Below are 20,537 nucleotides of genomic sequence, written 5' to 3'. Positions count from 1 at the left end.
GAGTCGAGGACGAGCACTCCAGGGGAACACCGCACCTCTGCACGGCCGGGTTGTTGGCCGCGGTGACAGACCAGGCCAGGGCCAGATCGACGGCTGGCCACGACCACCAACGCGCAGCGAGGCCTTATCGCACCACTCGCCTGCCACAGCCGGCTACATCGCGCAGCGGATGGCAGGCAGGTCAGCCGATTTCCAATACCGCCTTCCCGTGTAAGCGGCGGCCGATGAGAGCTTGCACCGCTTCGTCGTAGTGGGTCCACGAGCCACGCCACCTGATTCCGGGGTCGAGGCGGCCGGCGGCGACCTCGGCGGACAGCCAGGCCAGGTCGGTGGAGAAGTCCGTGGCCGGATTGCCGAACAGGAAGAATGTACGGATAGCCCGGTCGTGGCGGCCGCCGTCGCCCTGCAATATCTCGGGCGGGAAGACTGCGTCGGCCTCGGACGACCGGCCCACGCTCACCAGTGTGCCGTGGGCCTGCAGAGTAGCGAAGGCGTCCACCAGCTGCCGACCACCGACGTTGTCCAGCACCGCATGTACAGGCCGGGCCACGGCGGCCGGATCAGTGTGGATTTCGTGCGCACCCAGTGATCGCAGATCGTCCGCTTGCGCGGGATTCCGGCTGATCGCCACGACTTCGGCCCCGGCGCGGGCGGCGAGTTGCACTGCGTAGCGGCCGACCCCTCCGGAAGCTCCGGTGACCATCACCCGGCTGCCCAGGAGCGGGCCCAGACGGCGCAGCACATGCAGGGCACTGAGCCCGGCGACCGGGACGGTACTGACGGCGCCGAGGTCGGCATCCTCCGGTACCGCACCGAGCAGGGCAGCCGGGACCGCACGCAGTTCCGCCCAGCCCGCCTCGCCCAGGGTGACGACGCGCGTCCCCTCGGCCGGCCCCGATCCGTCGGCCGCCGCCTCGACCACCACACCCGCCGCGTCCCAGCCGATCACGGTGCCATCCGGCGTTTTCGGATCGGCGGCACCTTTGACTTCGCCGTAGTTCAGCGAGACCGCTTCGACCCGCACCAAGGCCTCACCCGGTGCGGGTATCGGATCGGCCGTCTCGACCAGCGAGAGGTGCGCTGTCGTGCTGTGGTCAACGGCGATTGCACGCATAGAACTTTCTCCCTATTTTTAAAGTGCCACACTGTGGCGTTTGCTCCACTGAAGCATACGCTCCATGCGGGCCCCGTCCGTTAACCTGGTGTCGATGACTACCGCCCAACAGCCCACCTCGCTGCGTGAGCGCAAGAAGCTGCGCACACGCCGAACCCTGGCCGAAACGGCCGTCTCGCTGTTCACCGAGCGAGGCTTCGACAACACACCGCTCGATGCCCTCCTCGAGACAGTGGAGGTATCGAGGCGGACCTTCTTCCGCAACTTCCGCTCCAAAGAGGATGTGGCCCTCACCGCCGTCAAACAGCTCTGGAGCACCTACCTGCTGACCCTGGAGGAGACCGAGAAGTCCGGGCCATTGGCCGACGTATTCCGAGATACGATGCTGACCACCCTCGACCGCATGGACGAGGACTGGTATCCGCGCTTCGCGGCCACCCTGAAACTGATCGAGCAGTCACCGTCGCTGAACGGACACTCCCTCCAGCACTGTGCCGAGATCCAGACCGAGGTCACCCGCCGACTGGGTGCCCCGGACAGTCTCGAGGCCCGCCTGCTCATCGAGTTCTGCGTGGCCACCTGGCGCTGCGCCCTGGACGAGTGGCTGCCCCGATGCGACCCCGGTGAACTTCCCCGGCACGTACACCACGCCTTCGCTGCCATGCGTCAGAGCCTGGACACAGCGGTCTAGCCCGCGCGAAATCCGCCGAATCGGCGTACAGGTATAGGCAGTGCACGACGCATGCGATCGGACCGGAGCGCCGTCCGAGCGGAACATCCGCGTCACGCACAGCGTAGAAGCAGCGGATATGAGGGATCGGCCGGAAATGCACTCCACAGGAACGGATTCGGACGCGTCGCGAGGGACCCTTCCCCTGGACTCCACACCTCCGGGTGCAGCGGGCGGATTCGACGCTTTCCGGCGTGAGTGGGAGGCGCAGGTGGGCGACCGATTCCCACTGTCGAACTACAGCCCCGAAACGGTCGGCGACTTCCGGGCCGAGGTCCGGCTCCGCCGGGTAGGCGACCTGGCGACGACCGATGTTCGCAGTGCGTCGGCAATCCGGCAGGTCGACGGCGTCGCGGATTGGACCCATCTGTGCATCCTGTCGCGCGGCGCCTGGACCGTGGGTGACCCGTCCGGCCGCGGCGAACAGACCGTGCCGGCCGGACAGTTCATGCTCCGGCACCAAGAGAGACTGGTCCCTTGGGAAATGGCACCGGATACGACGATCAAGATCGTTATCCTCCCGTCGGCCTCCACCCTCGAACCACTGCTCGGGAACCGGATCATCCGCGGACCGGCGGACGCGGCCGAGATCCGCCTGCTGGTGGCCCACACGAACATGATCCATGCGACGATGGCCGACCTCGGCCCGTCCGGTGTACAGGCCGCCCGCAACACCCTGCTCGAACTGGTCAAGGCGGTCGCATTGGGTCGCTTCGACGACGCCGAACCCCAGCTGGCTCCCGCACTCGTCCATGCCGCGAAGGAACTCGCCGACCGCCGGCTCGCCGACCCGGAGCTATCCCCCACCGTGCTGGCGCGTGAACTCAACGTCTCCGTCCGTACTCTGCACCGGGCGTTCGCGACGGCGGGAGCCTCGGTGACCACCTACATCCGCTCCCGGCGCTTGGACGAAGCCCGGCTCGCCCTGACAGCACCACACAGCCCACTGAGCATCTCCGAACTCGCCGCCTACTGGCAATTCGCGGACAGCAGCCACTTCGCCAAGGCCTTCAAGAAGGCCTACGGTCACACCCCCGCCGAATACGCCCGCTCCAGCAAATCGAACGGAACATGAACAAGCGGCCGATCCTCATCCGCTCGGCACCGGCGCCACCGGATGTGTCGGCAGCGCCGGCACATTCACGCAGATCCGTTCCCGCGGCGGCCGACAGCATCGACCACATCTCCGGGTTGCGGAGGCTCGTGCGTTTCACCACACGAGCTTCTCGAACCGGCCCCAGGTTCGGAAGGCCGGCTCCGGTAAAGGGTCATAGCCGCAACACATGGCGAGAACAGCTCCCGGCATCCACGCGGCAGAACCCGTTGTCTCAACCAGCTGCCATACCAGGCTGTTGCGTAGCGCGGCATCCAGCGAACAGTGACGCGGACAGACTGCTCACGCCGATCGTCTGTTGCAGGAATCCGAGCGGCCCGTAGAGCAGCGCACACTCCGGGCTCGGTGGTCCGGGTGCCGGGGTGGCTTGCGCGACCCCCGCACCGCCGAGCAGAAAACCGGCCACCAGCGTTACCGTTGCTATAGAGCGCTTCAAAGTTCTATCCCTTCCCCAGCGACCGAATACCACATCGGGCGCGAGTTCTGTTCATCCACAAGCTATCTCACCATCCGTACACAAGGACAGCAGCCGTATGCCGACTCGGGCGCAGGGTGCGGCAGCACCTACGGCGTGACGCCGAGGGTGGATTCGCTCACCGGAAGAGCCGAGATGGCAGACCTGGATCGCCACGCTGCGCCCGAGCGGACACGGACATTGCCGGGTCGGGAACCTTCGAGACCACGACGAGATCGCGGACGCTCGGGGTGCACCTCACCGACGACTCGGCATGCAGTTTCTCGACCTCGCCCACGCCACCGGTGGCGTGGGCTGTTTGCTCGAGGTCATCGCTGTCCGGCCGAGCTGTTTTCGAGTCTATGGCGGTTGGCGCCACCCGGACGCGTAACGCAGCGCCATCCGGACAGAACCTCCGTGCCATCACTGGCAGCTGCCGAGCTGACCGCTTCCTCGATCGCGGAGCAGCCGGGCGGGCCGCCGCCGTTCGGCGTCGGCGACACCCGGTCGCGGGCGGATCGAGTCGAGCTCCACGCAGTGGCCACCCGTTACGACGAACTCGCTGACCCGCCGGTCCTGGCGCCCGGGGTATCGGATGGCATCTACAGCCGGGCCCGGGCCGATCCTTCATTTCTGGGCACAAGCCTTCCGCCGAAATCCGTCCGATTGCAGTTGTATCAACAGTAATGTTTTCGCAACGACTCGGCGCGGGCTTGCCGCGCGGTAGCGTTCATCCATGGAGGATCCTGTTGATGTCGCGGTCATCGCCGGACCGGACGACCTCACCGCAGAGTGGCTGACGGCGACGCTGGGCACCACCGTCCTGGGCTTCCGGTCCGAGCGCATCGGAACAGGCCAGGTCAGCGACTGCTACCGAGTCACCGTCGATCGAGCCCCCGGCTCCACCGGTCCTCGATCGGTGATCCTGAAGGTCGCATCGGCCGATCCGACCAGCAGGCAGACCGGATCGGCCATGGGGTTGTACGAAAGCGAAGTACGGTTCTACCGCGAGCTGGTGCCGCATCTGCGCGGAGGCCCGATCCCGGCCTGTTACCACGCCGCCATCGATACCGATTCCGGCGCATTCGATCTCGTACTCGAGGATGCCGCACCGGCCGTCGTGGGCGATGAGATCCTCGGCGCCACCGCGGAGCAGGCCTTTCTCGCCGCAGCCGAACTCGGACGGCTCCACCGCCGGGCCGGCGCCCTGCCGTCGCTGACCGAGGCGGCCTGGCTCGATCGCAGTTCACTGTTGAACGCCGCCCTCTTCGAGCAGCTCTACACACTGTTCCTCGATCGATATCGCGAATACCTGACCGGGGCCCAGCGTTCGGTATGCGATGCGCTGGTCGCCGGCTTCGACCATTACCTCGAACTGGTGAGCGGCGACCGCCGGGGCCTGGTGCACGGCGACTACCGCCTGGACAATATGTTGTTCGGCGCACCGGATGCGGGCAGGTCGCTGACAGTTGTGGATTGGCAGGGGGTCATGGCCGGACCGGCACTCACGGATCTCGCCTATTTCCTGGGTGGCGCACTCACCACCGGACTACGCCGGACGCACTACGCCGATCTGCTGCGGTCCTATCATGCGGCACTGGGCCCGAACCCGCCGATCACCCTCGCCCAGGTCCGGGAATCGGTTCGACGGCAGAGCTTCATGGGCGTGATCATGTCGATCGCGGCCTCGGTCGTCGTCGAGCGAACCGAACGCGGCGACGAACTCTTCATGACCACACTGTCCCGGCACTGCGATCACGTGACCGACACCGGCGCACCGGATCTGCTCGCACCGGCCGACGATATCTCGGGATGACCGAGGACCGGCCGCCCGATCCTCAGACGAAGTCCGATCCGCCGTCGACGTTGACATTGGCACCGGTCATATAGGAGTTGCGGCGTGAAGCCAGGAAGGCGGCAACCGGTCCGATCTCCTCGGGCAGGCCCGCTCTCGGCAACTGCGCGGGGTGGCCGTAATGGGTGTCTATCGCTTCCATCAGACGGTAGGGATCGTCGCTCTCGACGCCCACCGACCGGGCCCAGCCGGCGAGTGCGGGGGTCACGACAGTTCCCGGTGAGACCACATTGACCAGGATCTCGTCCTTCGCCAACAGCAGCGACAGATTCTTGGACACACTGGCGACCATCGCCTTGGCGGCCGTATACGCGGCCAGCGATACGGTTTGACGTTGCGTCGACTGCGCGGAGAAGTTGACGATCCGCGCCCACTGCGCGGCTCGTAACAGCGGCAGCGCCGCATTGACACTGTGCACGATGGAGAGCACGCCGTGGTCGACGGCCTCGTGCCATTGCGTGTCGGACAATTCCTCGACCGTTCCGTGCACATTCGGCCCGACCGTATTGATCAGCGCGTTGAGCTCACCGCCCCAGCGCCGGCGCAGCTCGGCGAATATCTCGTCCACTCGCCCGGCATCGCGTGCATCGGCGACCAGGCCGACGGCATCCGGGCTGCCCCGGCCGGCGAGTTCACCGGCCGCGCGCTCGACATCGCCCCGGCCACGGCCGACGACCGCCACCCGGGCGCCCTCGTCCGCCAGACAGCGGGCGGTGGCCAGGCCCATACCTCGGCTGCCGCCCACTACCACTGTCGCCGCACCGCGTAATCCCAAATCCACTCGTGCCACCACCTCACCGCTGCGAAACCCGTAATCCGATCGAATCCGGCACTCACTGCAGTGTTCATTACTGTAATCATTTCGACAAGGCATGCTGCGGGACACAGCGTTCACACCCACCCAGCACCTGTTCGAATGAAAGCGCTCTCGCCACCACCACTTCCAGCTTCAGAGTTACCCGTCGGCCGCGGCGGTACCGAGGAGGGTCAGGGCCTCCAGGGCGAGGTACAACTCGGCGGATTGGCGCGGATCGGTGGTATCGCGGCCGGTGAGATCGCGAATCTTGCGCAGCCGGTACCGGACCGTATTGCGGTGGCAGTGCATCGTTTCCGCGACGGCCGCGGCCGAACCCCCACACCGGTACCAGGCGTCGAGCACCTCTATCAGATCTCCGCGCTCGGTGCCGGAGAGCTTCAGGACCGGACCCAGAATCTGGGCCGCGGCCCGGCGACCGGCATCGGGAACGGCAACCAGCAGGTGGCCGACAGGTTCGTCGCCGAACCGGACCGCACCACCCGACCCCGGGTGCGCGGACCGCGACGCGAGACGGGCCTCGGCGAGCGCCGCGACGATATCCCGCGGCGCCGAGAACGCTGTACTGATCCCGACCCTGTCGGCGACGAACGTGGCAATCTCGGCGGCGGCGCGGTCGATCGCGGCCGGCACCACCGCGGACAACAGGCCGATATGCGCATCGACCTGCGCGTCCCACACGGACCGGACACCGAGACCCTCCAGCGCGACCGTGAGTTTCGCGGGCAACGGCGCGGTCGGTTCGGTATCGATCGCGACGACGGCGAAGGTACCGCGCTCCGGCAATCCCAATGTGCGCAACGCATCGAGCACTCGGGCCGGATTGCCGGAATGATCGTCGAACAGGGTCCGGATGAGCCGGCTCTGGAACTGCGCGTCGGAATGGGCGAGCAGGACTTCGGTGTCACGGTATGCCTCGACAGCCGCATCGGAATAGAGGTCGATGAGTTCCCAGAGGTGCGTGGCCAGGTCGTGCAGGCGCGGATCGCCGGGCCCGGTGGATCGTTTGGTCAATTCTTCCCAGATGAGCCGCCCGCCCAGCCGGTAGGCGTGCAGCAGCGCGGCGATCGGGACGCCCTGCTCCGCCTTCAGCCGCCCCGCCGCACGGGCCGGTTGCAGCCGCAACGGGTGGGTGCCGGCCAGCGCCCCGATCACCGAGGTCAGATTTTCCCGGCAGGTGGTCTGCAACTGATCCTCGGTCAGCAACCCGGACTCGCCGTAGGACGGGTCGGCGACGGAGATCCGGCCCGCCAGGATATCGGTGAGTACCTCGACATCATCCGACAGACAGGCGGCCAAGGCGGACGCCGCGGGCGTCGGTGTCACTGGTGCGGGCGTGGTCATACCGGGGAGTGTACCCAGCGAGCGTGATCCACACCACGCCGAAATTGTGCACGGGCACAAACGGGGCCAGAAAGTCCGCAACGGTGACACATTTCGCTCGGTCGTGAGCACAGTCACACTCGGTAGTGTCCGGATTCCCGCGTGATTCTCATCAACGGAGTGTGCCCCGTGCAGACAGAACAGGCCATCGCGGCCGATACGGTCATCGACGCCGCCATATCCGACCTGGCCGAGGGCGAAAAGAAGTGGTCGCGACTGCCGATACCCGGTAGACGAGCCCTACTCGACCGGATGCGGGCCCTCACCGGGCAGTATGCACAGGACTGGGTCGACGCCGCCGTACAGATCAAAGGTCTCGATGCCTCCTCACCGCTGGTCGGTGAGGAATGGATGTCCGGGCCCTATGCCTTCGCGACGAGTCTCGCCGCCGTTTCCCGCACCCTCGAATCGCTGGAGCGGGGTGTCAGCCCCCTCGCGAAGGCGAAGTTCGGCGCCGCCGGCGATCGGGTGACTGTGCGGGCGCTGCCCACGGGCCTGTACGACGAACTGCTGCTCAGCGGCTTCAGCGCCGAGGTATGGCTGCAGCGAGGCGTCAGCTCGGCGGCCGCGAAGGCCAACGCGGGGCTGGCTCAGCTCGATCCCGCCCGCACACACGGGATCGGGGCGGTACTCGGCGCGGGCAATATCACCTCGATCGCACCGCTGGACACCACCTACGAACTGATCGCGCACAACCGGGTCGTGGCGCTCAAACTGAACCCGGTCACTGATCCGCTGCGCCCGGTATTCGAGAAGATCTTCGCGCCCCTGATCGAGCTCGGGGTGGTGCGAGTGCTCACCGGCGGCGCCGATATCGGCGGGAAGCTGGTCCGGCACGAGCGGGTCGCGCACGTTCATATGACCGGAAGCGCCGCCACCCACGACGCGATCGTCTGGGGCACCGGCCCGGACGCCGCGGCCCGGAAGGACGCGGGGACGCCACTGCTCGACAAACCGATCAGCAGTGAGCTCGGGGGTGTGTCCCCGACAATCGTGCTGCCCGGCCGGTGGAGTACCGCGGATCTGGAATTCCAGGCCGAACACCTCGCGACCCAGCGACTGCACAACGGCGGCTACAACTGTGTCGCGGCACAAGCGGTGATCATCTCCGCCGACTGGCCGCAGAAGGCTCAGTTCCTGGCGGCATTGGCCGCGGCGATCGATCGGACACCCGGCCGCCGGGCCTACTACCCGGGTAGTGACGACCGCGTGGCCGCCGCGCACACCAGCTACCCGGACGCCCGGCGCCTGGGTGCTCACGGTGAACGGCTCCTCGTGACCGGGCTGGATCCGGCGGCTGCGGAAACGCTGTACTCGACCGAGTATTTCGCGCCCGTTCTCGGAGTCGTGGAGCTGCCCGGTACCGGCGCGGCCTTCGCCCGCGCCGCGGTGGATACCGCGAACGAACGCCTCACCGGCACACTCGGTGCCAACATCGTGGCGCACCCGGACACCATCGGTGCGCTGGGCGCGGAATTCGACGCGCTGATCGAACGGCTGCATTACGGCACGATCGCGATCAATGCGTGGACGGCAGTGGGTTATCTGACCCCGACCGCGAGCTGGGGCGCCTATCCCGGGCATACCCTCGACGATGTACAGAGCGGTATCGGCGTCGTGCACAACGCCTGGTTGATCGACCGCATCGAGCGCACGGTCGTGCGGGGCCCGTTCCGCCCCGCGCCACGTTCGGTGCTGCACCGCGAATGGGCCCTCTCCCCCAAACCGCCCTGGTTCGTCACCAACCGGACCGCCGCCGAGACCGGCCGCCGGCTCGCCGGCTTCGGCGCCGACCCACGCTGGTCCCGTCTGCCCGCCATCTTCGCCTCCGCCCTCCGCGGCTGAACCACGTCTGGAGCACACCGATGAATGCCGATGCAGCCATGCCGTCCACCGTCGACTACGTCGTTGTCGGCACCGGCTCGGCCGGCGCGGTCCTCGCCGCCCGGCTCAGCGAGAAACCCGGTGATCAGGTCGCGGCGCTCGAGGCCGGCCCCGAGGACATCAACCGTTTCGCCCATATCCCGGCCGCTTTCTCCAAGCTCTTCCAGAGTGAATGCGACTGGGGATATCTGACCACCCCGCAGGCCGAGCTGGGCGACCGCCAGATCCTGTATCCGCGGGGAAAGCTGCTCGGTGGTTCGTCCTCGATGAACGCGATGATGTGGGTGCGCGGATTCGCCGCCGACTACGACGAATGGGCACAGGCGGCCGGCGATTCCTGGTCGTTCGCCAATATCGTCGAGTATTTCAAGAAGATCGAATCCGTCGAGGGTGCGCGCGAACCCGAGGAGGGCCGCAGCGGTCCGCTGCGGATCTCGCACCAGCGCAGCGCGAGCTCGTGGACACGCGACTTCCTGGCGGCCGCCGAACTCGCCGGTTTCAAGAACGAACGGGCCAATTCCGCGCAGCCGGAGGGCTTCTGCCAGACCATGGTCACGCAGAAGCGCGGCGCGCGGTGGAGCACCGCGGACGCCTACCTGAAGCCGGCGCGGCGACGTGAGAACCTGACCGTCGTCACCGGCGCACACGCGAGCCGGGTACTGTTCGACGGTAGCCGTGCCGTGGGTGTCGAATACCGCAAGGACAACAGGGTTTTCACCATCCGCGCGCGCAAGGAGGTCGTGCTGTGCGGGGGTGCGATCAATACGCCGCAGCTGCTCATGCTCTCCGGTATCGGAGACGAACAACAGCTGCGCTCGCACGGCATCCCGGTCCTGCGCCATACTCCCGACGTCGGCCGCAACCTCATCGACCACCTGGTCTCGCTGATCGGGTTCGCAGTGGATTCCGGCACCCTCTTCGACGCCGAGACGCCTAGCCAGCTCCTCGATTATCTGCTGCGCCGCCGCGGCATGCTCACCTCGAATGTCGGCGAGGCCTACGGTTTCGTGCGCAGCCGCCCCGAACTCGAACTGCCCGATCTCGAGATCATCTTCGGCCCCGCGCCGTTCTTCGACGAGGGAATCGGTATCGCACCGGGCCACGCCGTCGCGCTCGGTCCGATCCTGCTGCGCCCGCGCAGCCGCGGTACCGTCACCCTCACGGGAGCCGACGCCACCGCGAAGGCTCTCGTGGACCCGAATTACCTGTCCGATAGCGAGGGCGCCGACCGCGCCGCCATGCTGGAGGGCCTGCGGATCTCGCACCGGATCGCCACCACCCGGCCGCTGGGCCCCGCGCTCGGTGGCTTCTTGCAACCGAAACGGGAACTGGACACCCTGGACGAAACCCTCGAGGACGCGCTGACCTGGCATTCGCATACGCTGTACCATCCGGTGGGCACATGCCGGATGGGCTCTGACCCCGGAAGTGTCGTCACTCCCGAACTGAAGGTCCGCGGCGTCGAGGGTCTGCGCGTGGCCGACGCGTCGGTGATGCCGAACATCATCCGCGGCCACACCCACGCGCCCGCGGTGGTTATCGGCGAGAAAGCAGCCGACCTACTGGCCGCAGATCGCTGAGGTCCGGGGCAGGTCGCGCCCCGCTGCCCGGGCAAGGGCGCGACCACCGTCCATCTGCGGATCAGGCCGGAGTTCGGGCCCGAGCAGGGGTCCCGGGCCGGCAGGGACCGGTATTCGAGTAGTCGGAATTCGGATGCGTTGGGCCTGGCTACATCGGTGAACCGTGATGTCGATCGTCGAAGACTCTCCGACGCCGCGGGCGCTGCCATGATCGTGCGGCGCAAACCCGTTCCACCGGAGGTTATCGAGTCGTTTCAGCGTAGACATCGAGCGAGGTCTGAAGGACGTGTGCGAGGTGGTCGGGGTGGGTCAGCTGGGGATGGTGTCCCGCCCCATCGATCGTGGTTATCCGCACCCGCTCCCCGAGCACTTCGATCACTTCGGATGCCTCCGGGGCCAAGGGGTCATTCGAACCCACGATGAGGTGGACGGCGCCGTCGAATTCGGTGAGCTGCCGAATCAGGCTCGCGCGCCACCGGCGGTCGGTCGTCGCACGCAGCAGACGCGCCACCCGGCGGGCTGTCCCGGCCCGGCGCAGATCGGCGACGCTGGTCCGTAGATCCTCGGCTCTGTTCGTGTCCCCGGTGAGCTGCCGGGACAGGGCTTCGGCGCCCATGCGGCGAAGGACGATCGCGGTCAGGAAGCTGAACCGAGTACTTGCCGGGGCGGAAGGTTGAAGGAAGAACGGGGACACGAGCGTCAATTGCCGCACGCTGCCGCGGTTTCGGCTCGCCGCCTCGACGGCCGCGGCCGCACCGATGGAATGCCCGACCAGGTGCTGACTTCCCCTGCTCGACACCAGGTCATCGAGCCATTCCGGCCACATCCCGCTGTTACCGCCACTCATCCCCAGTCCGGGGAGGTCGGCCACCATCGTCTGGCCGAGGGTTTCCGCGACGTCGCCCCACGTTTCGGCGTTGACCGGGAGACCTGGTAGCACGATGGTCGACGCGCGATCAGGTCCCAGGTGGAATGTGCGCACCCCGGCATGTTCGGAGAACCCCCGAGCGAGGCTCGAAACGGGCGCTTCGCCGAAGCGGTGTGCCGCGAGGTGATCGGCCCATCGCTGGATCGCGGGCACCGATTCCGGTAGTGCCACACCGCGCCGAGCGGCGAATTCTCGCGCCGAGGCGGTGGGATATCGGTCGGTCGACATGAAGCCGATCGTTTCCGGGTCGGCCTTGGTCAGCGCGCGGGGCAGCAGTTTCAGAAGTGCGACCGGAATACCGAGGGCCGGAATCTTGACTCGGTAGTGCCGGCCCACGGTGCGGAAGAGTTCCGGTAGGGCCGGTGTCTCCTCGTCGAGGAGCCAGTAGGCGCGACCCTCGGTGCCCGGATCGAGGGGCAGCAGAGTCATGAACCGCGCCAGATAGTCCACGGGGACAACGGGAACGAAGGTGTCCTTGTTGCCGGGCAGGGCCGCCAGCGTGCCGTTCCACAGCTGGTGGAAGCTTTCCGCCAGGCCCAGGTATTGATCGGTTTCACCGGTCGCGCCGATCCCGCTGACGCTCGCGGGGTTGACGATGCTCCACGGGACACCCAAGCGGGCGGCCTCTGCCTGAAAGACCGCGTCGGACTCCATCTTCGACGCTTCGTAGGAGCCCAGTGCCCGATGGGTGCGCTGAATACGTTCGGGACTCCACGGCACCTGGGCCGGATCCTGGCCACCGGTCCGGTATCCCGAGAGCAGCACCAGCCGCCGCAGCCCGGAGACTTCGGAAGCCAGGGCGACGATCGCACGCACACTGTCCACATTGGCCTTGCGGGCCTCGTGCTCGGACATTCCGAACCGGTACGCGCCCGCGCAGTTGTAGATCTCCGAGACATCGGCCAGCTCATCGACTGCGCTCAATCCGAGCCTGGGGGCATCGAAATCGACCAGCACCTGCTTCGGCAGCGTCCGGCATCCGTGCGCGGTCAGCCAGTCGGCCAGACTCTGATACGACTTCTCGGTGCGGCAGCCCGCCAGCACGGAGACGCCGGCGGCGTCGAGGGCCAGAATCAGGTGCCTGCCCACGAAGCCGGTGGCGCCGAAGACGAGCGCTTGACGATTCTGTGTCGAATTCATTTGTTCTCCAGCGGGAAGTGGAAGTACATGGAACCTCGCGGCGCGCGCGCCTGTACGAGCACCGTGGCGATGCCAGTGCCGGCATAGCCGTGCGACTGGATCAGATCCAGCATCGCGTCAACGATGCGGGCGCTGGCCGCTTCGTCCTTGGGTACTGATGACATGCGAGTAATAATAGACCGGTCCACATATTTTGCCAACCGCCGCCTACCGGGATGCCGAGGGCATCGGCGATGACCGGCGCTCAACGGGATCGACCCGTCGGCGAGGCCGTGAAGGAAGCGCGGGACGTAGGGGGTAGAGCCAGTTCAGCCCAGTTCCCGCGTTCTCCATCGTGGGCCGCGCGCGGGCCCGGCCGGTAGAGGGTGATGCGGCCCAGGTCGCGGATTCTGGGGGAGAGCTGCATGCCGAGCAGGTCGAACAGGCGGAAGTTGACCAGGGCCCCCCGAGCAGGCCGGTATTCCGGCCGGCTGGTCGGGTGCTGACGCCGGGCCCGGAGCGACCGGGTCGGCCATCAGGCCGACAGGCCGGTCCACTGGGTGGCGGTGTAGGGGCGCGCGCCTTCGGTGCCGTTCCATCGGCTGATCACCAGGGTCAGGTTCGAGGGCGACGGTGACCCCGGGTGGATATAACCCCCATAGGGCGTAGGCAATCGGGGCAGGCCCTCATGTGACGGCGGCTGCGTATTGTCGTGCACCACTTGAATCTTCTCGGCCGACCACACCGCGTCCGGGCGGGGTGCGGTCCGGGTCTTGATGCTCAGCTCGGCGCAGTCGAAATACGCCATCACATAGGTGGTGCCGATACGTTTCACGGAGAGCTCACCGAGACCGTTGCCCGGGCCGAAGATCGGGGTCGCGGGATACCGGCCCGCCGGGTGCCAGCCCCATTCTCCGCCGGCATAGGCCCAATTCTGCTGGGCCGCGAAATCGCCGTGGAAGAAATCGGCGGGCTCGTATCGGAAGAGCTGGATACAGCCGCCGTCGTGGCGGTAGTTGTGGCTGCCGTTCCAGCGTTTGGCGAAGATATAGAGATAGCCATCGGGATCGATACCGGCGAACGTCCACATTCCGTAGGGATTTCCGTCGCTACCGAGCGCTTGACCTTCCCAATGATGGTCGAAATCGCGCCAGGTGGCGCCCTGGTCGTCGGAGTAGGCGATACCGGAGAACGCGGAACCGTCGACCTCGGAACCCGGGGAAATCCAGGCATGCACCGAGGTGTATTGGACGAAGGTCCGGCCGTCGATCTCGATCGCGTCGTTCGGGATACGCGAAACCTCCGTGACGCCGAATCCGTTGTCCGCGTTGTGCTCGTAGTCGAACAATTGCCGGGCCGGCCCCGCATCGGGGACCGGCCGGGCGAATTCGATGGGACGGGCACCGGATGCGTCGAAGTTGTCCTGGGCCAGGATCAGCGGGGAGCCGAGGTAGCTGCCGGTCTGTCCGGGGCCTCGCCAGCAGTCGCCCCAGAGGTAACCCCAGGTGCCGTCGTGGGCGCGGTGGTACGGGATACAGAGATCCCCCGACCCGATACCGCAGGCACTCGCCGAGTCGGCGGGGTTGTCGCACAGCAGGGTGCCGTTCTGCGGGAACTGTTCGGCAATCGGCATCACTTCGAGCGTACGCGTGGGCCGGACGGGAGATCCGCTACACCGTCGCCTCGCCCGCCGACTTCGCCGACGAGGTTATCCACTACCCGGCATCGCGACTCGCTCACCGCCCTGTTCGCCGGCTGCGCGTAACGATCACCACCGCCGCCTCCCGGGTACACGCAGTCCGGCGATTCAGTCCAGGTGCGCCGAGAGCAACCAGGCCGGTATCGATTTGCGCCCGTTCGGCTCGTCGCGCAGGCCCTCGAACCGGAGCAGAGGACTGTCCACCAGGGCATCGAGGCCGGCGGGCAGTTTGCCGTGGATCCGCGCCGGCTCGATATCGTCGATCACCCAGTACTTCGACACCACCTCGCGGAGCTCGTCGGCGGTCACCGGCGACGGCCCCGGTCCGGGGGTTTCCGGCATCGCGGCCCGGTCGAAGACCAGGGCGAAATACGAGGCTTCCGGTGCGGCCGCGCGCACGATGGATCGCAGATAGCCCTCCCGGGATTCGACCGGAATCGAATGGAACAGCGTGCTGTCGACGATGGTGCCGAAGCGGCCGTCGTAACCGGTGAACGAGGTGATATCGGCGACCTCGAAGGATGCGTTGGCCACCCCGCGGCGGGCGGCTTCGGCACGCGCCGACTCGATCGCGGTCGGTGCGAGATCCAGGCCCACCGTGGTGAAACCCCGCTCGGCGAGAAACAGGGAGATCGCGCCTTCGCCGCAGCCGGCGTCGAGGATTTCGCCGTGGAATCTGCCCTGCTCGATCAGCTCCGCGAGCGCCGGCTGGGGTTCTCCGATACTCCACGGTGCGGTGGCGCCCGGCCCGAACGGGCCGCCGCCACGATAGACGTCTTCGAATTGGAACTCACCCGGTGTGGTCATCCCCCACGAGTATCAGCCGGATCGGCTCATGTACATGTAACCGGAGGCCGAGTCATCGTCGGGCCGACGTCCGGTGATCGACCGGCAGAATCGGTCCCGGACCTGCCGCCACATCGATCAGGCCGGCGAGCGATTCGACGACCGTATCCCCGGAGACGGGCACAGTTATATATCGGTTACACAGGATCCAGACCCTCCACCGACCCCCGTCTCGGATACCGGCCGAGGAGAACGCACGATTGCGTAATCACATTGCCGCACAACGTGAATGTGATCGAAACCACGAGGATTCGGGCAAATGATCAGCACACATCGCCGATCTGCCTGTCGTACTGTCTATCTCGACGAACTGGCTCCGGATCCCCGGCACGACCTTGGATGGACATGCTTCACCTCGAACATTTCGCGCTGGGCTGGCTGACACCCGCGCTGGCGTACTTCCTCTCGGCCACCGGATGTGCCATCGGACTGCAGTGCACCAAACAAGCGCGCCGTGGACGGCGCCGGCTGGGCTGGCTGGCCATGGCCTCGATCGCGCTCGGCGGTACCGGTATCTGGGTCATGCATTTCGTTGCGATGCTCGGGTTCTCGATCGAAGGCGCGCAGATTCGATTCGATGTGCCGCTCACCGTCCTGAGCGCCGCCATCGCGATCGCGGTGGTCGGTATCGGCCTGTACCTGGTGAGCTCCCCCGGTTCGGGGCGGGTGTCGCTGATCATCGGAGGTGTGATCACCGGCCTGGGAATCGGGGCCATGCATTACACAGGTATGTCCGCGATGCAGACCGACGCACATATCGCCTATGACCCGGCACGCGTCGCGTTGTCATTGGTGATCGCCACCGTCGTGGCAACGGCGACCCTGTGGTTCAGCCTGCGCTCCTGGGGAGTCGCGTCGACCCTCGGCGCCGCGTTCGTCCTGGCCGGGGCGGTGGCGACCATGCACTACACGGGGATGTCCGCGATGCACGCCCACGCCGTTCCCGATGCCGCGCAACCGCGGGGCGCCGAGGCATTGGAGGTACTGGGGCCACTGCTCGGCGCGCTGAGCGTCGTCACCGTCGGCCTCCTCATCGGCATCAGTATGACGCTGACGAACCCGCACCGATCGATGCCGGAAGGGTCACACTGACGGCCCGTGCTCCGCGATCACGGCCGTGACCGGCCGGGCACGACGAACGTTCCCGCGACTGACGATCACCCGAGCCCACCGACACCTTTTCCGAGTACGGCCGCCCCCATGATCAGCAGGACGATCGCCATGACCAGGTGATTATTGGCTTGTAGCCAGTTCTTGGCCGTGTCGAGGGTGCCGGATACGCGATCCGCCGCGAGCAGGTACCCGAATACCGGCACCAGCACCGAGACCGCGGCGAGCACCGTGAATACCAGCAACGCCACGATATCGCCGCCGGCGCCGAGTCCGCCCGTCCCGATCGTGATCCCCGCGGATACGCACAGCAGCAGATTCTTCGGGTTGACGGCCGACAGCATCACCCCCAGACTCGCCGCCTTCTCGAAGGTGAACTCATCGATGGCCCGCATCCATTGCGGCGTGGCGGTATCGGCGCGGGAACGCCACTGCGTGAACGCCAGCGCGATCAGCACGACGCCCAGGACGACCTCGAACCAGGAGGCAACCGTCCCACCGCCGCCGGACCCGGACCCGAACAGCCCCGAGGCCGCGGTGACCACTGCCGTCACCGCGAGAATGCCCACCGCCCACCCGGTTCCGAAACCGATCCCGGTGACCCGGGCATTGCGGGACAACAGCATCAAGATGACCGCGACAATGGGAATCGGCGAGATCGCCACGCCGACCGCCAGCGGTAACAGATCACCGATCACCGCGCCCATAACGGAACCTCCCCTGATCGGTGGGGCCGCTCCCCGTTGTTACCTGCTGCGCACGCCCGGTACCGCGGCTCGATCACCTGGCCGGTCAACCGAGGAGTTGCCGTTTCGCCGCGGTGAATTCGTCATCCGACAAGACACCGGAGGAATGCAGTTCGCCCAGCTTGTGCAGTTTGTCCACAAGATCCTCCGGTTCCGCCGCCGGGGCGGGGGGCGGTGGGGCGTACTGCTGTGGAGGTGGTGGTGGCGGCGGAGCTTGTTGCGCCGCGTAGGCCTGACTCTCCGCCGCGCGGCGTTGTGCGCGGCGGTCGACGGCGTTCGACGTCGCGCGCGCCGTGCCCGCGACCACCGCGGTGCGGGCGACCGTGCCGAGCAGCCCCGGCCTGCCTATACGTCCTGCGCGGAACACCATGGGAGTCCTCCTTACCGAGTCGCCGACAATGCCGCCGCGACGGCATCCCGGGGTATCTGCACGTGCAGGGCGACCTCGCCGCCGGCGCCCCGCACCTTCCCCGCCAGCGAACGGGCCCAGGTTTCCTCGTAGGCGATCACGACGGCGGAAGTCCCCGGGTCCATGGCGGCCCGCACGATATCGAGGTCTTCATCGCTGACCAGGCCCCGTGAATCCACGGTGAGCCCGTCGAGTCCGATATCGGTCAGCGATTCGTCGACTTCGACCTGGCGCAGGCCCCCGCTGTCGTCCATCGTCAGATAGATGAGGTCGAGCACGGTGACGTAGCCGCGGTCCACCACATCTGCCAGTGCGGCCGTGATCGACCGGTCGATCCGCGTGCCTGGGAAGGAGAGAACGACCAGTTCTACCGGGCCGAGATCCGATGCGTAGGTCATACGGCCATCGTGCGGGCGGGCGCACCTGTTTCGCATCACCCGCCGCGGATGAGGTCACATGCGGCGCCGGCCGGGCCGCGGCGGATTCGAATTCGCCGCCGCCCGTATCTCATCGCGGAGCCGGACTCCAGGTGGTCACCGCCCAGATCACCACAATGTCCAAGGCGATCACCAGGATCGACCACCACGGGTAGTAGGGAAGCCACAGGAAGTTGCCGATAATCGACAGCGCCGCGAGGAAGACCGCGGTGACCCGCGCCCAGACCGCACCTGCCAGCAGCCCGATAGCGGCGACCACGATCAGCGCGCCCACCACGATGTGCACCCAGCCCCAGGTCGTGGTGTCCAATTCGTAGAGGTAGTCGGGTCCATCGACGAACAGGTCGTCGGCGGCCACTGCGGAACCACCGGCGAGAATGGACAGAACGCCTACCGTGAGCAGCAGAACGGCCACCCCGATCGAGGTCACCGCCGCCACTCCCTGCGAGACCGGGTTACGTGGCGATGCTGTGGTATCGGTCATCAGCTCTCCTCATCCGTTTGCTGGTGGACCACATATGCCCTATCCGCGGCACCGGCCGCGTCACCCGAATCGGATGAAGTCACCGGGGCGCTAGTTCGCGATACGACTGCCGACCGTATGCACGATGACGACCTGGGGATGCCAGGGCACCAGATCGTGCACCGATTGTTCGAGACTGCCGACCGGTGGCAGATCACCCGGTGACAGCACCTGGATCGTGGCGGTATCGGATTGCAGCGTGACATCGGTGACCTGGGCGCCGGGCACTTCCGCGAGCCAGTTACGGGTGGCGTCGGCGATCTGGCCCGCCCAGAGCGAGGACAGTGAGTTCACCACCATGGGGATGGCCACGACGATCAGCCCGACAGCCAGGATCGCATAGGCACGGCCGCGCCGTCGCGCACCCGCGCCGGCTTCGGCCGGATAGCCGGTGATCACCAGAACCACGGTCGCGGTAATGATCATGGCGACCATATTCGACGCGAACAGGACGAACGCGCCCAGCGCCAATCCCGGTGCACTCGAACCCAGGCAGACCCCCACCACCGCCAACGGCGGAACGAGCGAGATCGCGATGGCCACACCGGGAAGGACATCGCCGACATCGCGCCGGATAATGGCGACAACGCCCACCAGCCCGGTGGCCAGTGCCGCGGTGAGATCCATCAGTTTCGGTGAGGTCCGGCCGATCACCTGGGAATTCGTCAGCACATTCGTCGGATTGGGCAGCACCTGCGCGAAAAGGAACCCCACCAGTACGACCAGCAGGATGCCCGCCACCACGAGTAGTAAGCTCCGCGCGACGAGTTCCGCGCGCCCCGCGGCGATCCCCAGTCCCACACCGAGTATCGGCACCGACAGCGGCGCAACGATCATCGCGCCGATCACCGTCGCGGTCGAATCCCCGACCACCCCGGACGCGGCGATGATGCCGGAAAGAGTCAGCATGATCCAGAAGGCGGACCGTTTCGTGGTCGTATCACCGATTCCCAGATCGAGCCGGTCGGTGAGCTCATCGAGCGTCCGTCGTTGATTTATGGGGACCAGCAGTGACATAGGCCTGTCCTCGATCCGGTTCGAGTATCCGTCGATTGTGCCGCCCGGATGCCCTGAACAGCCTCATCCCCGGCGGGTGAACCGGGCGCGGGACGGTCGGCTACCACAGATCGCCGAGCCCGCGCACGGTGAACAGAGCTCCGAAGCCGAACAGGACTGCCAGCGACAGCCCCCGCGTATGCCGCATCACCCATCCCTCGAGGACACCCAGCCGAGTGCGGGCACGGCTACCGAGAGCGGTGTAGACGCCCACGGGCACCAGGAAATCGAGCGACGCCGAGCCGAGCAGCAGCACAGTGGCCAGCAGCGCCCACACCGGGCCCACCGGCGAGCTGGCGATATAGCTCATTCCGGAGATCATGAGGAACAGGTTCGGGTTGATCACCGCCAGCGCGATACCGACAAAGAAAGCCCGGCGCGGCCCACTGTCCTCCAGCTCCTGGAGCAGTTTCGGTGGCCCCTGACGCCGGCCGGCCGGGCGCCGGAACAGGATCCACAGTCCCCCGAGCAAGAACAGTAATCCGACGAACAGACCGGCACCTCCGGAAGTATCCGGCGATACGGCCTCCGGATCCGAAGCACCGCCCAGCAGCGCAGACAGTGCGATCAGCGTGTAGACGAGGACGAACGCGCCACCGAAGGCGAGTGCGCTGGGGACCGGGGTGCGCGACCGCAACAGCAACAGCACACATCCGGCGATGGCACCGGGCGTGATGATCAGCCCGACCATTTCCGGCACCAGAACCACCAGCAGATCACCCATGACCGGCTCCTC

At 66.8% G+C, this 20,537-nt stretch carries 21 protein-coding genes; 7 read left to right on the top strand and 14 right to left on the bottom strand.

Annotated elements, in window-relative coordinates; translation table 11 throughout:
* Window positions 1–181: 181 nt before the first annotated feature.
* Window positions 182–1,114, bottom strand: a complete 933-nt coding sequence (locus ABZ827_RS02385) for a zinc-binding dehydrogenase (protein ID WP_357231666.1) — start codon at window positions 1,112–1,114, stop codon at window positions 182–184.
* Between the two features lie 94 nt (window positions 1,115–1,208).
* Here ABZ827_RS02385 and ABZ827_RS02380 point away from each other — a divergent pair, with 94 nt between their 5' ends.
* From ABZ827_RS02380 to ABZ827_RS02365, 4 genes are all read left to right on the top strand, one after another.
* Window positions 1,209–1,805: a TetR family transcriptional regulator gene (locus ABZ827_RS02380; RefSeq protein ID WP_357231663.1), complete on the top strand. Its 597-nt coding sequence runs from the start codon at window positions 1,209–1,211 to the stop codon at window positions 1,803–1,805.
* 250 nt (window positions 1,806–2,055) lie between these two features.
* Window positions 2,056–2,919, top strand: coding sequence for a helix-turn-helix domain-containing protein (locus tag ABZ827_RS02375; protein ID WP_357231660.1), 864 nt, complete (start codon window positions 2,056–2,058; stop codon window positions 2,917–2,919).
* A 910-nt stretch (window positions 2,920–3,829) separates the two neighbouring features.
* Window positions 3,830–4,099: a hypothetical protein gene (locus ABZ827_RS02370; protein WP_357231657.1), complete on the top strand. Its 270-nt coding sequence runs from the start codon at window positions 3,830–3,832 to the stop codon at window positions 4,097–4,099.
* A gap of 49 nt (window positions 4,100–4,148) precedes the next feature.
* Window positions 4,149–5,228: a phosphotransferase gene (locus tag ABZ827_RS02365; protein WP_357231654.1), complete on the top strand. Its 1,080-nt coding sequence runs from the start codon at window positions 4,149–4,151 to the stop codon at window positions 5,226–5,228.
* A 22-nt stretch (window positions 5,229–5,250) separates the two neighbouring features.
* Here the strand turns inward: ABZ827_RS02365 and ABZ827_RS02360 are convergent, their stop codons facing one another.
* Together ABZ827_RS02360 and ABZ827_RS02355 are read right to left on the bottom strand one after the other, a co-directional pair.
* Entirely contained in the window at window positions 5,251–6,048 is a 798-nt protein-coding gene (locus tag ABZ827_RS02360) for an SDR family oxidoreductase (protein ID WP_357234395.1), read from the bottom strand.
* Window positions 6,049–6,222: 174 nt separating this feature from the next.
* Window positions 6,223–7,425: a helix-turn-helix domain-containing protein gene (locus ABZ827_RS02355; RefSeq protein ID WP_357231651.1), complete on the bottom strand. Its 1,203-nt coding sequence runs from the start codon at window positions 7,423–7,425 to the stop codon at window positions 6,223–6,225.
* A gap of 168 nt (window positions 7,426–7,593) precedes the next feature.
* Here ABZ827_RS02355 and ABZ827_RS02350 point away from each other — a divergent pair, with 168 nt between their 5' ends.
* A complete protein-coding gene (locus tag ABZ827_RS02350) occupies window positions 7,594–9,309 on the top strand; it encodes an aldehyde dehydrogenase family protein (protein WP_357231648.1) in 1,716 nt (571 codons plus the stop codon).
* A 38-nt stretch (window positions 9,310–9,347) separates the two neighbouring features.
* Complete coding sequence (locus ABZ827_RS02345; RefSeq protein ID WP_357234392.1) at window positions 9,348–10,928, top strand: GMC family oxidoreductase N-terminal domain-containing protein; 1,581 nt, start codon at window positions 9,348–9,350, stop codon at window positions 10,926–10,928.
* Window positions 10,929–11,169: 241 nt separating this feature from the next.
* Here the strand turns inward: ABZ827_RS02345 and ABZ827_RS02340 are convergent, their stop codons facing one another.
* From ABZ827_RS02340 to ABZ827_RS02320, 5 genes are all read right to left on the bottom strand, one after another.
* A complete protein-coding gene (locus ABZ827_RS02340) occupies window positions 11,170–12,996 on the bottom strand; it encodes an alpha/beta fold hydrolase (RefSeq protein ID WP_357231645.1) in 1,827 nt (608 codons plus the stop codon).
* On the bottom strand, window positions 12,993–13,160 hold the full coding sequence (locus tag ABZ827_RS02335; protein WP_357231642.1) for a TetR/AcrR family transcriptional regulator: 168 nt from the start codon (window positions 13,158–13,160) through the stop codon (window positions 12,993–12,995). The genes ABZ827_RS02340 and ABZ827_RS02335 overlap by 4 nt, the downstream gene beginning before the upstream one ends.
* 80 nt (window positions 13,161–13,240) lie before the next feature.
* Complete coding sequence (locus ABZ827_RS02330) at window positions 13,241–13,420, bottom strand: hypothetical protein (RefSeq protein ID WP_357234390.1); 180 nt, start codon at window positions 13,418–13,420, stop codon at window positions 13,241–13,243.
* 90 nt (window positions 13,421–13,510) lie between these two features.
* Window positions 13,511–14,608: a DUF4185 domain-containing protein gene (locus ABZ827_RS02325; RefSeq protein WP_357231639.1), complete on the bottom strand. Its 1,098-nt coding sequence runs from the start codon at window positions 14,606–14,608 to the stop codon at window positions 13,511–13,513.
* 174 nt (window positions 14,609–14,782) lie between these two features.
* On the bottom strand, window positions 14,783–15,481 hold the full coding sequence (locus ABZ827_RS02320; protein ID WP_357231636.1) for a class I SAM-dependent methyltransferase: 699 nt from the start codon (window positions 15,479–15,481) through the stop codon (window positions 14,783–14,785).
* A 378-nt stretch (window positions 15,482–15,859) separates the two neighbouring features.
* On the opposite strand from ABZ827_RS02320, the gene ABZ827_RS02315 reads away from it, so the two are divergent.
* Window positions 15,860–16,612, top strand: a complete 753-nt coding sequence (locus ABZ827_RS02315; protein WP_357231633.1) for an MHYT domain-containing protein — start codon at window positions 15,860–15,862, stop codon at window positions 16,610–16,612.
* A 65-nt stretch (window positions 16,613–16,677) separates the two neighbouring features.
* Here the strand turns inward: ABZ827_RS02315 and ABZ827_RS02310 are convergent, their stop codons facing one another.
* The 6 genes from ABZ827_RS02310 to ABZ827_RS02285 form a co-directional block, all read right to left on the bottom strand.
* Window positions 16,678–17,337, bottom strand: coding sequence for a GAP family protein (locus ABZ827_RS02310; RefSeq protein ID WP_357231630.1), 660 nt, complete (start codon window positions 17,335–17,337; stop codon window positions 16,678–16,680).
* An 85-nt stretch (window positions 17,338–17,422) separates the two neighbouring features.
* Complete coding sequence (locus ABZ827_RS02305) at window positions 17,423–17,746, bottom strand: SHOCT domain-containing protein (protein WP_357231627.1); 324 nt, start codon at window positions 17,744–17,746, stop codon at window positions 17,423–17,425.
* 11 nt (window positions 17,747–17,757) lie between these two features.
* Window positions 17,758–18,183 carry a DUF6325 family protein gene (locus tag ABZ827_RS02300; RefSeq protein ID WP_357231624.1) on the bottom strand — a complete coding sequence of 142 codons (426 nt, stop codon included), beginning with the start codon at window positions 18,181–18,183 and terminating at the stop codon, window positions 17,758–17,760.
* Window positions 18,184–18,292: 109 nt separating this feature from the next.
* Complete coding sequence (locus ABZ827_RS02295) at window positions 18,293–18,706, bottom strand: hypothetical protein (RefSeq protein ID WP_357231622.1); 414 nt, start codon at window positions 18,704–18,706, stop codon at window positions 18,293–18,295.
* A gap of 90 nt (window positions 18,707–18,796) precedes the next feature.
* A complete protein-coding gene (locus tag ABZ827_RS02290; protein WP_357231619.1) occupies window positions 18,797–19,762 on the bottom strand; it encodes a DUF389 domain-containing protein in 966 nt (321 codons plus the stop codon).
* A 100-nt stretch (window positions 19,763–19,862) separates the two neighbouring features.
* Window positions 19,863–20,525 carry a GAP family protein gene (locus tag ABZ827_RS02285; protein ID WP_357231616.1) on the bottom strand — a complete coding sequence of 221 codons (663 nt, stop codon included), beginning with the start codon at window positions 20,523–20,525 and terminating at the stop codon, window positions 19,863–19,865.
* Window positions 20,526–20,537 lie beyond the last annotated feature (12 nt).

Origin of the sequence: Nocardia sp. NPDC019395 (genome assembly GCF_040632335.1) — a bacterium.
Lineage (GTDB): Bacteria > Actinomycetota > Actinomycetes > Mycobacteriales > Mycobacteriaceae > Nocardia.
Note: the sequence above shows the minus strand (reverse complement) of the source record. Positions and strands in the feature narration are given on the sequence as shown.